Here is a 12173-nt window from a genome sequence, read left to right as displayed (position 1 = left end):
CCCCCCCCTCCGCCCCGCCTCCCACTCACCCCCCCCCCCCGCCCCCCCCCCCCGCGCCCCACCGGCACCCCCGCCCCACCCCGCCCTCCCCCCCCCCCCCCCCCCCCCCCCCGCCCGACAGGATCAGGCCAAGGCCGGTGATGCCCGAAAGCGTGCCGAGCGTCACCACGAAGTCGGGAATACGCCCGGCGGTGATGAGCACGCCGTTCAGGAATCCCACGGCACTGGTGGCGGCGACGGCAAGCACGCAGGCCAGCAAGATGCCATAGCCGGCGGCGTTAACGAGGCCCAGAATGATGGCGCCCAGCATTACGGCGGCCGCGAGCGAAAGATCGATGCCGGCTGTCGCGACGACGAAGGTCTGGCCGATCGACAGCACGACAAGGATCGCCGCCGCCAGCAGCAGGGCCTGCAAATTGGCGATGCTGAGAAAGATCGGCTGGGCGATGCCGAACACGATGACGAGGCCGACCAGGCCGACGACGGATGCCCAGTCGGCCCAGAAGGAAGGATCCAGGAGGAGAGCCGTCAGGGAGGGGCGGCTCTCCTCCAACGCGCCCGCGTCATGGGCGGGCGCGTTTTGTTCAGGAGTGGTCACTGCAACATCTCGCGGAAGGGATCCGGATAGTCGCCACCCGGGCGCGGGAAGTTCTTCAGCGAGGCTTCCGCATTGTCCTTGTTGATCAACAGCACTGGCGCCGGCACGTTGGCGGGAAGCGTCTTGCCCTTGGCCGCCGCGGCACAGGCTTCCACGCCCATGGCGCCGACGACATAGGGATATTGCGCCACGGTGGCGGAGAGTTCGCCGGCGGCAACCGATTTCAGCGCGTCGACGATGCCGTCAAGTCCGATCACCTTGACGTCCTTGCCTGCTGTCTGCACGGCGCGTTCGACGCCGAGTGCCATGATGTCGTTAGCGGCGAAGAAGCCGGCGAGATCGGGGTGCGCTGCCAGGATGTCGGTGGCCGCGGTGAGAGCCTTCTCGCGATCCCAGTCGGCGCTCACCATCACCACGACTTCGAGCTTGCCTTCGACGGCCTGCTTGAAACCCTTGATGCGGGCATTGCTGCCGACATCGCCGACGATGCCTGCCACCAGGGCGACCTTGGAACCCTTCGGCACCAGCTTCAGCATCTCCTTCCCGGCCAGTGCGCCGGCGGCGACGTTGTCGGTGCCGATATAGGTTGAGATGGCAAAGCCCGCCGCCTTGGCCTGCTCGGCATCGATGGTGCTGTCGATGTTGACGATCGGCTTTTTCTTCTGGGCGACGGGCACCAGCGCCTGCACCAGGTTGGAGACGCTGATCGGATTGACCAGGTAGCAATCGAAATCCTGCATGGCCATGGCGGTCAACCGATCGGCCTGTCCGGTTGCATCGCCCATGTTGGCGGCTGCCTGGACGGTGACGGCCACGCCGTTGGCCTTGGCCTGCTCTTCGATACCCGTGTGCATGTACTGGAAGAAGGGATTATCGAGACCCTTGACGATGGCCGCGACGCGCGCCGCGTCTTCGGCAAGGGCCGGCACTGAAACGATGGTTGCAAACAGACCTGCGCCAAGCGTCAGGCAATTGAACATGCGCATGCGTCGTCCTCCTCCTATTTGTTGGGTGCGTTGCATCTGGTTCGTTTTCGGCGAACGGAATGCCTGATGTGGCGCGGGCTGCCTCGAGGTTTGCGATGACAGACTGCCGACCGATCGGCGATCGCCATGCAATTCGTGGGTCAGGGCCCCTTTGGGGCCTTTTTTCGTGCCAGGCATTGCTCCTCCCAGAGCGCTGATTGATGCCTTGTCAGCGTTTCCGCATGTTTTAGAAAAATTTGACACGCGTCAAGATTTAAAATGGTGTGCCGCGGGTTTTGATGTGCTGCATTGCAGCAGACCGGTGTCGAGCTATCGCGGCATCAGATGGCGAAATCGACAAGGCCGGGGATGTCGAGGCCAGGCTAGAAGCCGGCTTTGTCAGCAGTCGGATTCAAATTCCGAGTGCGCCACTCAGGTCGAAGGCAGCGGCGTCAGCGCTAGGCCATCCGGGCGAAACAGGTGGCAAACCGCGGGAGAGATGTCGAGCGCGATCGGGCTGTGCAACGGCGTCCTGTCGCCGCCTTCGGCCTGCACGACCCTCGACGTGCAGTATTTGGCAATAGCGCTGGCGCTGTCAAAGACCGGACTTTCGGGGCCGGTATGGGTTGATGTGTTCAGCAGCGAACAGCGAACTGGCAGTCAGTTTGCTCAGCTCTTCACCGACCCGGCGGCCAGGCCCGCGAGGAAGTAACGTTGTGCAATCAGATACAGGATCAGAAGCGGGAGTGATCCCAGCACGCTCATCGCCATCATCTCGTTCCATTCGAACGCATGTTGGCCCATAAGCAACTCGATACCGATCGGAACGGTCCGCATGTCCGTCGACTTCGTCAAAGTGAGCGCAAAAAGGAACTCGTTCCACGCCAACAGAAACGTATAGACCGCAGTCGCGACGACGCCAGGGACTGAAAGAGGGATAATCACACGCCACAGCGCTGTCCAACTTGACCCCCCATCGACCAGCACTGCCTCATCGAGTTCCTTTGGCAGGGTATTGAGATAGCCGGTCATCAGAAGGATTGCGTAAGGCAGGGTGAATACCATGTAGGTTAGAATCAGCGCGAAATAGGTGTTGAAAATGCCGAAGGCGACGACCATGCCGAAATAGGGGATCAGAAGCGTGATCGGCGGTACGGTCTGTGTGCTGATGATGAAGACGTTAAGCGTATTCTTAAGCCGGAATGAATAGCGGCTGAAGCCATAGGCCGTCAGAATGGCGATCAGTAACGTCAGGAGGGTTACCACTCCCGCGACCAGATAGCTGTTGAGAAAGAAGCGCACCTTGGTCGGATCATTGAAGATCGAAAGATAGGCTACGTTCGTGAAATGGTCGGGCAGCAGTCTCGGCGGCAGGGCAAAGATCTCGGTGTTCGATTTCAACGAAGTGAAAAACATCCACAGGATTGGAAAGCCTGCAAAGACCAGACCGGCCGCGAGCCCGAGATATGTCAGTACGGTCGGCAAAACGGTGTTTTTGAAGGAGCGCTTTGCCATTGCCGGTCACCTGGCCTTCTGGTGTTTGATGTAGAAGTAAGTCGCGCCCATCGAGATGATCAAGATGAAGATCGCGCTCGCCGAAGCCTGTGAAAATTCGTAACTCGAAAACGCAAGCTTATAGGTATACGTGCTCAGCACCTCGGTCGAATGGATCGGTCCACCGCCCGTTGTCATCCAGACCAGGGGGAAGACTTGCATCGTCCAGATGAAATCCAGCAGGGCGATGCTGATGATGATCGGCATCAGCTGCGGGATCGTGATGTACCGAAACTTTTGGAACTCATTGGCGCCATCGATGCCGGCGGCTTCGTAAAGGTCCCTGGGGATGCCCTGGAGACCGGCGAGCAAGCTGACCATGTATAGGGGATATCCCGCCCAGATGTTCGCAAACGTCAACGCATGGATCGCGGTTTTCGTCGAGGAGAACCACTCGACCTTGAAGTTGACGATATGGAGCGTCATCAGGATGCTGTTGACCACGCCATTGGGATCCAAAAGCAGCCGCCAGATGATCGCGATGATCACTGCCGTAAAGAGCCAGGGCAATATGTAGAGAACACGCAGGATGCTTCTAATCATCGGATGGACGCGTTGGGTGTTCAGCAACAGGGCGAAGGCCAGGCCGATTAGAAGGTGGAAAATGACGCTCATCACCGTGAAATAGAGGGTCTGCCCGACCGACTGCCAGAAGACTGGATCTGTGAAGATCGTCTCGTAGTTCTGCAACCCTATGAAAGCAGCGTCCTTTTTCATGATTGCGCCGTCCATCAGCGAATACCGCAGGACCGTGATCATGGGAAACAGCATTAGTAGACAAAACAAAAACGTGGCGGGTGCCACATAAAACAGCGGAGTCAGCCGCTTTCTCGTCTTGTAAGAAAGCATGCCACGCTTCCGCATTTTCGTTCGCGTGACGATCAAACCTTCATTGGCGAGGCTCATGAGGTACAATCCGCTTGGTCATCGACCGTATGGTCCGGTTCCGATGCAGCGGCAGCGCGATAGATCTTATCGCGCTGCCGAATTGTCTGAAGCAGCGCCTACTTGGCGAAGTCAACCAACCACTGCTTTTGCGTGTTGGCAGCGGCCTCCTTTGCGGTTTGCTGGCCGTCGAACATCTTTTGCACTTCGACGTTCATGTCGCGCATCAGGTCTTCGGCCACCGGCAAGCCCACGAATTCATTGGCCAAGTGACCGCTTTGGAAGATCTTGAAGGCTTCCTCGAACAGCGGGTCCGATTTCGAGAAGTCAGGCTTCGCTTGCACGTTGCCCGGAAAGGCATTTGCGAGCGATACTAGGCGGCCGTTCACTTCCGGGCTCATCAGATATTCGACAAGCTTCCAGGCTTCTGCCTTATGCTCGGTGCTGTTGCTAATGCCGATGCCCCAAGAGGCATAGGGCAGTCCGCGCTTACCCGTATAGCCATCGACCGCAGGAAGCGCAGAGATACCGAACTTGAGATTGGGGTTACGCTGGCGGATAAGATTGATATGAGCCAGCGAGTCGATCATCATTCCGACACGGCCGTTGACGAACTCTTCGACCTTGTCCTGTTCCTTCTTGGCAAAGATGCCTGGCGATATGACGCCGGCGTCCTGTAGCGACTTGATGTATTCGAGTGTACCGACCACGGCCTCATTTTCCACGTCGGGCTTGCCGTCCTTGAGCATCGATGCTCCGGAAGCCCAGACCCAAGACATCACGTCGTTCTGGATGCCGCCGGGGTTTTGCAGCGATAGCGGCAGCACCCACCCGTACTCATTCTTGTCCGCATTGGTCATCTTCTTCGCGGCAGCGGCGAATTCTGTGCGGTTGGCCGGCATCTTGTCGACACCAGCAGCCTTGGCCAGATCGAGGTTGACGAAGACCGGGTATACGAACGAGGCGAGCGGGAACATGACGCTTTGGCCGTTGACCTTGATGATGTCAGCGATCTGGCTCTGATCATATTTGGCGTCAGCCATCAGGCTGTCCATGGAAGCGATTGCGCCCTGCTTTGCAAGGCCATTGACCCATGCTCCGTCCAGGCCGACGACGTCGCTGAGCGTCCCCGACGCGGCGCCGACCACGATCTGATCATGGGTGGCGGAATAGGGACCGCTGACGAGCGTCACCTTGATACCAGGGTTTTTGGCTTCGAAGTCGTCCATGATGCTACGCAGAGCACCGGCGGGCATTTCGGGCTCCCACCATTGGATGAATTCGAGATTGGTCTCAGCAAAGGCGCAGGTAGCAGACAGTGCCCAGACAGCCACAGCGGACGTGGCCGCAGCAATATATCTTCTGACGTTCATGTTTTCCTCCTAGGAGCGACGTTTGGCTCGATCCTCCCGATCGCGATCAAACTAGGTTCTTTTCCGGGTCTTTGTGTCAATCAAGAACTGCAATCGTGAAAAATGGGTAGGATGCCGGGACGTTATGAATGAATGTAAGCCGTTGATTAGTATATAGTTTTCTTAAGTTCTCTGAGATAGTTTTTCCCTTGTGCACATTGCTTGTGCCGCTTTCTTTTCTCTATTTTCGTAAACAAATGAAAGCCACTCCCCTAAAAAGAAAGCAAATGAAAGTCGTATATTCGAAGAGAAAAAACGCCATTCGGTGGGTCGCGCGCTCGCGTAGACGTCGCAATTCAGAGGCGTTCAGGCGATCGTTTTGGTTGTCGATGACAGGGTGCCGCCGGGCACAAGACGATCTCCACCTCAGGTGGAAAAATCGGCTGTCGCGCGCTGAACCGATGTCGAGCAAAGTCTCACCATTTGCCAGCGAAGACGGCCCGAGCTTCCCTTGATACAAAGCGAACAATCCTGGTCACCCATGCTTGTTTCCTGGCCGGCCTACCGATCTGGAGCAGGCAGCTCAAAGCTGACGGCCTAAAATGACCATCAACCAACCGATTTGATGGGCGAGCGAGAACTGGTCGGATTGCCCAGGAGAGCGAAGCCAGCGTCTACCATCACCTACGCAAATGGACCAGAAGACGGAAGCGACATTTGCGCCTTCGACCCTTTACCCAGGTCAACCATCGCGGATCACGCTAGATTGTGAGGTGCGTCTGGGGATCGAAGAAGTGCAACTTGGCCGCATCGATCGCCAGATTAATCAACTCGCCCGGCCGGACCACGCTGACGGCTTCAAACCTCGCTACGACGTTTGCTGCCCCGCTTAGATCTTCAACAGCATCTGGATCGCCAGAATCGATTCGAACCGCGTCGACCTTCAAATGAACGATAAGCTCGGATCCCAATTCCTCTGTCGTCTTCACGATGGCCGGTAGAGTGGCATGTCGCGATCCCGATTCCAGACTGCTGTCGTAGAGATCCTCGGGGCGTATGCCGAAGATGAGCGTCTTGCCTTCGAAGGCACTCAGACCAGGAGAGCGCTCAAACGCACTCGTCGGCACCGGTATCGAAAAGGTCGGCAGGTTGATCCTGCCATTGTGCAAACGGCCTTCGAACAGGTTCATCGACGGCGAGCCGATGAACCCCGCGACGAAGGCATTGACTGGTCGATTATACAGCGTCTTTGGCGTGTCGACCTGCTGAAGGACACCGCCTTTCAAGACCGCAACCCGGTCGCCCATGGTCAAGGCTTCGGTCTGATCGTGCGTTACATAAATCGTGGTCACCCCCAGCTGTCTTTGCAGGCTGACAATTTCCGCGCGCATTTGCACGCGCAGCTTGGCATCGAGGTTTGACAAGGGTTCATCCATGAGAAAGGCTGCCGGTTCGCGCACCATCGCGCGCCCCATGGCGACCCTCTGGCGTTGTCCGCCAGACAGCGCCGCCGGCTTACTGTCGAGCAGCGTGTGCAGCTGCAGGGTCTTTGCTATTTCATGGACGCGCTTCGTGCGCTCGGCCTTGCTCTTCCCCGCAAGCTTCATCGAGAAGCCTATGTTGTCGAACACTGTCATATGCGGATAAAGGGCATAGTTCTGAAAGACCATCGCAATATCCCGGTCCTTCGGCGCCAGGTCCTCAACATTCTCTCCACCAATGCTCAGGGTTCCGCTGCTGATCTCCTCCAGCCCCGCGATCATGCGCAAGGCTGTCGATTTTCCGCATCCCGAAGGGCCAACGAGAATGAGGAACTCGCCGTCGTTTATCGTCAGGCTAAGATCCTTGATGGCTTGGAATTTCGTCCCGTAGGTCTTGCAAATTTTGTCCAACACAACAACAGCCACGTCACATCCTCCCTATTGTCAGCGCTACCTAAACATCCGAATAGCCTCCGCCCGGCGCGACTGCAGATCGAACCGGCATTGCTATCTGCGCGGTTAACCGCGCGCCTCGGACGCCCCACCAGCAGCGGCAAGTTCCGAGTGATGAATTCTCAGTCTGGCGACGTAATCGGTATGGGCACAGGCGCATTTTCTTTCGCCATCCACGCGACACAGGCGTTGTGATCCGGCAGAGCCATGCGGCCACCCCGGCCCGTCACTGAGATCGCGGCCGCGGCAGTTGCATAAACAGCGCAGGCGACAGGCTGCTTTCCCTGCGTAAGAGCGAAGGCATAGGCGCCATGAAAACAATCCCCCGCGCCGGTCGTGTCCACTGCCCTGACCTTATAGGCCGGGACATGCCACAAAACGACATCGTCCTTTTGCCGGATATAGGCTCCTCGATCGCCTTCGGTTAACACGACCGCGGAGCGGTCATCTGACCACAGCTTGCGCAGGATCGCTGTCGCCTTGCCCTCGCCAGTATAGGTTTGGGCAAATTTCAGAGGCAATACCAGGTGATTTGACAGGCGGATCAATCGTTCGGTCGCAGGTCCGACAGTCCACTCAATATCGGCCACCACCGCTAGACCCAGCTTACGGGCACGAGCAACGATCATGTCGGCGTGCGTGGCGTAACCGTCGATCAGCAGTACCTGGGCTTGCGCAAGGACGCTATCGGCCAGCGCATCGGAGGTCCCGTGCGGCACATCATCATCATAGGCGATGAACCTGTCACCATCGGGCGCGACCGTAATAACCGACCGGATCGGCTTGGCATCGGAACGACGTGGCGCGAAAGATATGTCGACGCCGTGTCGTTCAAGCTCGTGGGCGCCGACATCCGTAAGTGGCTGATCACTCAGCCAGCCGATGAAACCGGCACGCCCCCCCAGCTTGGCGACAGCAACGAGTGCCGTCGCCACATTGCCGCCGTGGTCCTTCGTGCGATTTGTCACCTTCCCTTTGCCAGCACCCAGCGGGCTGTCGACATAGATGATGTCGTCAATCGCCAAGGCTCCGAAGCCCAAAACCTGCAGATTGCCGGTCACGGCTCACGTGCCCGCAGCCGCCAAAGCGTCTTGCGGCGCCATCCCATCGTGAATGACGCACTTGAATGCACGCGCTGCCATCGTGGTGTCACCGTGCCCCCACAGATTGCGCCCCACGACGGCACCCTTCGCACCGGCGCGCAGGGCTTCAGACGTCTGGGTGAGAGCGCCCAGAAGATCCTCGGTCTTCGGACCGCCGGCGATAACGATGGGAACCGGGCAAGTGGCCACGGTTTCCTTGAATGAGTCGAAGTCCCCGGTGTATCCGACCTTGATCACGTCAACACCGGTCTCAAAACCAATCCGCACTGCGTAGGCGATTTCGTCGGGGGTGAAGACGATCTTGCAGCCGTTTGAATAGTCGCGGGGATAAACATGTGCAACGACCGGCATTTCGAAACGAGCCGCCGCGTTGACCGTATCGGTAAGCCAACGAATGTAGTGACCCTCGGTATCGCCCCGCACCGGAATGGCGACCGCCAGCGCATCGGCACCATAGCGCACTGCATCTTCGGGCGTCGCGATCAACTGACTGATCCGATCGTCGGGCGTAAAGCATCCCGCCTGAATGACCAGCGCTGCCTTGCCGGCGTAAGCCGGCCACAAATGACGCGCCGCACCAGGCTGAATGCTGATGTAATCTGGCTCTCCGGCCATCACCCGCTTGAGCGCGCCGGGCAGATCCGCAAGGCCTCCCTCGCGGACGTTGCCGTAACCTACGAAATGGTCGACGGCACCACCGAACAGGTTCCCAGATCGATGCGAGAACAGCCGCGACAAGCGAATTTTAGTTCCAAGGCCCATATCAGTGCAGTCCCTTCGCAATTGTTGATCTGACGTTGAGGGACCCTAACTCGAAAGCAAAACAATATTCAATATTTCGATTTCTTTCGTTTCGATATAGGTTGCAACTGCAACGGCTAGCGTTCGCTGCGGTGAGGCGGTATCCGTCGAATTCTCAAACGCAAGCCGGTTTCCTATTCGATTTTCGAAAGGTTGGCGTGCAGCTATCCAAACAGCAATTCGGGGTTACACATGCTTGCGGAACAACGGCGACATCAGATCATGCTCGCGCTTCAGCGGACCGGCCAGGCGCGTACCAGCCAACTGGCGGAAAACTTCGGCGTCTCCGAGGTGACCATCAGGTCCGACCTGGAAATTCTGGATGCAAAAAAGCAGTTGATCAAAACGCATGGCGGTGCGATCGCCTTGCCCGCTGATTCGCCCGCGGCGGCCTTCGAAGAGCGGATGTCTCGCAATTTCGATGCCAAACGGCGTATCGCGCAGATGGCGGCGCGCCAGATCATAGACAACCAGTCCGTGGTGTTCGACAGCGGCTCGACGTTGCTGCAGGTCGCAATGCAGATGCCCCCGGTCAACAATGTGGTAGTAGCCACAACCGCGATGAACATTGCACAGCATCTGATGTATCGCCCTGGGCTGGACGTGCATATGATAGGCGGTCGGGTCTATCCCTCGACGGTCAGCACGATCGTGTCGGATTTTGACAGGGCTGTGGGCGGCCTTGTGGCCCACCAAGCGTTCCTCAGCGCGCATGCGATCGATCAGTCATTCGATGTCGTCGATGTCTCAGAAGACATTGCGCGCACAAAACGCAATCTGGTTCGTATGGCCAGGCGCGTGATCCTTGTGGCGGATTCAAGCAAATGGGATATTGGCGCCTCATCCAAGGCATTTTCGTTGTCACGTGTCGATCTGATCATCACCGACACCGCTATGCCCTATGGGATTCGCAGTCGATTGGACAAGCTGGGAGTCGAAGTGCGCTATGTGTAGGTGCCTTCCGGATTGTGGTGCCCAGAATTGGCAGCGTGTCCCATTGGCAACCGACGTTTCGGAGTACGAAGACAAATTTAGCACATTAAGGATCTTCATATCGCGCTAGACCGGAAAGCGCGCTGTTGCTGCCCTCAGCATCTCGGCGCCGACGCTGCGTCAATCGCCGAAGCTCGATCTCGCCGGCTGAGACCAGCTTCTCGACCCCTCTCAGTCGCGTGCAATTCTGCCTGGCGGCAACCGATATCCGGAGTCAATATGGCTTGTACTTTTCGCGTCAACTAATAAATTTACGCGTGAAAAAATTCAGCGATACGCGTTGAAACTGCTGAAGCTCTCTGTAAAATTTTGCCTTGCCGTTGCACGGCAGCGCACCGGATGCGGGTACCCTGGGGCAGCGCTAGGGCAACCCAGTGATTGGATGTCCAGAACGCGAGGCGTTTGAAATGCCGACGACGCACAAGACGATGGAGGATTTTGCCCGCTCTTGCGGCGTCTCCAGGCCGACGCTGTCGAAATATTTCGACGATCCGACCAGCGTCAAGCCCGCGACACGGCAGCGTATCGAAGAGGCGCTGCGCTCGTCCGACTACCAGCCCAATCTGTTTGCACGCAACCTGAACCGCAAGCGGACCCGCAGCATCGGCATCATGGTGCCGACAGTGGCCGACCCCTTCTATTCGGAGATGGTCAGCCGCATCGAACTCAGGCTGCGCGACGAAGGCTACTGGCCGATCGTGATCTCCTCGCACGGCTCGCGCGAGCTCGAAGTGGAGGCAACGCGAACCATCCTGTCGCTGAAGGTCTCCGGTGCACTCATCGCGCCGCTCGGCCTGCGCTCGGACCACCGCACGCTGGAGAAGCTGACGCAGGCCATACCGGTGGTCTATTTCGACACCTATCTCGAAGGCGGAACGCCGTTCGTCGGCAACAACAATGCCCAGAGCGTCTCGACCATCGTCGAGTATCTGTGCCGGTCCGGCGACGCCCCGGTCTATTTCGATATCCCGCACGTCAACCACAACTCGCCAGAACGACTGAAAAGCTATATCGCTTCTATGAAGCGGCTCGGGCATGAGCCTGTCGTCATCGGCAACACCGACGACTACACATGGGATTTCGAACGGATCGGCTACGAGCAAATGGAAAAAATGCTCGGCAATGGCGGTCTGCCGGGCAAGACCATTCTATGCAACAACGACCGTCTCGCCTTCGGCGTGATGGCGGCCGCCTACGCGCAAGGCCTCAAGGTCGGTCGCAAGGCCGATTGCGACCTGCGTGTCGCAGCTCATGACGATCACCCGCTGAGCCGCTACACATGTCCAGGCCTCACCACCATGGCGCAGGACTTCGCCGCCATGGCGGGACGTAGCGTCGAGACGCTGCTGGCCCTGCTGAACGAGGATGGAGCGGAGGTTGCCGCCAAGGTCAATCTCGACGCGACGCTGGTCATGCGTCAATCGGCCTGAGCTTTCCATCGAAGCCGCGCCACGCGGCAACCGCCGCGCCGACGGCTTGCCGCGAGGCCGGACCATGGCGGCCCATCGAGACAAAGCCGTGGATCTGGCCAGGCCAGCGCCTCAGCACGACAGGCACGCCGTCATCTTGCAGACGCTTTGCGTAAGCCTCACCCTCGTCAATGAGAATGTCATGACCGGCGATCGCGACAAAGGCTGGTGCTGCGCCGGCAAGGCTGGCGACCTTCAGCGGCGACACGCGCCAGTCGTCGATATCCCCGGCATGGTTGACATAGTGGTCGCGGAACCAGGCCATCGTTGCCGCGGTGAGACCATAGCCCTCAGCAAAACGGCGATAGCTGTCCGCTGTCTGCGAGGCATCCGTGTTCGGATAGAACAGCAATTGCACGGTCGGCGGATTCTTGCTCCCACGCACCATCAGGCACAGCACCGCAGCGAGATTGCCACCGGCGCAGTGGCCCGCGCCACCGCCCCCCGCCCCCAGCCTTCCCCGATCGGGGGCGGGCCCTTTGCTGGTGGGCAACCCCGCCGCGGCAACCGAGCTGGGGG

Annotated in this window: 11 protein-coding genes; 2 read left to right on the top strand and 9 right to left on the bottom strand. The window is 58.6% G+C overall.

The genetic code is table 11. The features are described from left to right. Nucleotides 1-25: 25 nt before the first annotated feature. The 8 genes from NKJ08_RS36495 to NKJ08_RS36460 form a co-directional block, all read right to left on the bottom strand. The gene (locus tag NKJ08_RS36495) at nucleotides 26-598 is read right to left on the bottom strand and encodes an ABC transporter permease subunit (RefSeq protein WP_352786089.1); all 573 of its coding nucleotides are present in this window, start codon (nucleotides 596-598) and stop codon (nucleotides 26-28) included. Beyond that, nucleotides 595-1584: a sugar ABC transporter substrate-binding protein gene (locus tag NKJ08_RS36490; protein ID WP_352776937.1), complete on the bottom strand. Its 990-nt coding sequence runs from the start codon at nucleotides 1582-1584 to the stop codon at nucleotides 595-597. The genes NKJ08_RS36495 and NKJ08_RS36490 overlap by 4 nt, the downstream gene beginning before the upstream one ends. A gap of 648 nt (nucleotides 1585-2232) precedes the next feature. Next, complete coding sequence (locus NKJ08_RS36485; RefSeq protein WP_352524729.1) at nucleotides 2233-3078, bottom strand: carbohydrate ABC transporter permease; 846 nt, start codon at nucleotides 3076-3078, stop codon at nucleotides 2233-2235. A 6-nt stretch (nucleotides 3079-3084) separates the two neighbouring features. Continuing rightward, nucleotides 3085-3981 carry a carbohydrate ABC transporter permease gene (locus NKJ08_RS36480; RefSeq protein ID WP_502896222.1) on the bottom strand — a complete coding sequence of 299 codons (897 nt, stop codon included), beginning with the start codon at nucleotides 3979-3981 and terminating at the stop codon, nucleotides 3085-3087. Between the two features lie 140 nt (nucleotides 3982-4121). Further along, entirely contained in the window at nucleotides 4122-5375 is a 1254-nt protein-coding gene (locus NKJ08_RS36475; RefSeq protein ID WP_352524733.1) for an ABC transporter substrate-binding protein, read from the bottom strand. A gap of 740 nt (nucleotides 5376-6115) precedes the next feature. Beyond that, complete coding sequence (locus tag NKJ08_RS36470) at nucleotides 6116-7261, bottom strand: ABC transporter ATP-binding protein (RefSeq protein ID WP_352524734.1); 1146 nt, start codon at nucleotides 7259-7261, stop codon at nucleotides 6116-6118. A 149-nt stretch (nucleotides 7262-7410) separates the two neighbouring features. Beyond that, on the bottom strand, nucleotides 7411-8349 hold the full coding sequence (locus NKJ08_RS36465; RefSeq protein WP_352524736.1) for a PfkB family carbohydrate kinase: 939 nt from the start codon (nucleotides 8347-8349) through the stop codon (nucleotides 7411-7413). 3 nt (nucleotides 8350-8352) lie between these two features. Next, the gene (locus tag NKJ08_RS36460) at nucleotides 8353-9153 is read right to left on the bottom strand and encodes a beta/alpha barrel domain-containing protein (RefSeq protein WP_352457857.1); all 801 of its coding nucleotides are present in this window, start codon (nucleotides 9151-9153) and stop codon (nucleotides 8353-8355) included. A 231-nt stretch (nucleotides 9154-9384) separates the two neighbouring features. Between NKJ08_RS36460 and NKJ08_RS36455 the strand changes: the two genes are divergently transcribed. After that, on the top strand, nucleotides 9385-10146 hold the full coding sequence (locus tag NKJ08_RS36455) for a DeoR/GlpR family DNA-binding transcription regulator (protein ID WP_023680295.1): 762 nt from the start codon (nucleotides 9385-9387) through the stop codon (nucleotides 10144-10146). Nucleotides 10147-10592: 446 nt separating this feature from the next. Further along, entirely contained in the window at nucleotides 10593-11615 is a 1023-nt protein-coding gene (locus NKJ08_RS36450) for a LacI family DNA-binding transcriptional regulator (RefSeq protein WP_352524737.1), read from the top strand. Here the strand turns inward: NKJ08_RS36450 and NKJ08_RS36445 are convergent. After that, on the bottom strand, nucleotides 11596-12173 hold a 578-nt coding region (locus tag NKJ08_RS36445; protein WP_352786086.1), incomplete at its 5' end, for an alpha/beta hydrolase fold domain-containing protein. The two genes, NKJ08_RS36450 and NKJ08_RS36445, sit on opposite strands and share 20 nt — an antisense overlap.

Origin of the sequence: Mesorhizobium sp. M0244, from assembly GCF_040321795.1 — a bacterium.
Lineage (GTDB): Bacteria > Pseudomonadota > Alphaproteobacteria > Rhizobiales > Rhizobiaceae > Mesorhizobium.
This window is presented reverse-complemented; position numbering and strand designations above follow the sequence as displayed.

Excerpts from the sequence above, each read along its gene's own strand:
- NKJ08_RS36490 (WP_352776937.1), bottom strand. The coding sequence starts at position 1,584 with ATGCGCATGTTCAATTGCCTGACGCTTGGCGCAGGTCTGTTTGCAACC.
- NKJ08_RS36485 (WP_352524729.1), bottom strand. The coding sequence starts at position 3,078 with ATGGCAAAGCGCTCCTTCAAAAACACCGTTTTGCCGACCGTACTGACA.
- NKJ08_RS36480 (WP_502896222.1), bottom strand. The coding sequence starts at position 3,981 with ATGCGGAAGCGTGGCATGCTTTCTTACAAGACGAGAAAGCGGCTGACT.
- NKJ08_RS36475 (WP_352524733.1), bottom strand. The coding sequence starts at position 5,375 with ATGAACGTCAGAAGATATATTGCTGCGGCCACGTCCGCTGTGGCTGTC.
- NKJ08_RS36460 (WP_352457857.1), bottom strand. The coding sequence starts at position 9,153 with ATGGGCCTTGGAACTAAAATTCGCTTGTCGCGGCTGTTCTCGCATCGA.
- NKJ08_RS36455 (WP_023680295.1), top strand. The coding sequence starts at position 9,385 with ATGCTTGCGGAACAACGGCGACATCAGATCATGCTCGCGCTTCAGCGG.
- NKJ08_RS36450 (WP_352524737.1), top strand. The coding sequence starts at position 10,593 with ATGCCGACGACGCACAAGACGATGGAGGATTTTGCCCGCTCTTGCGGC.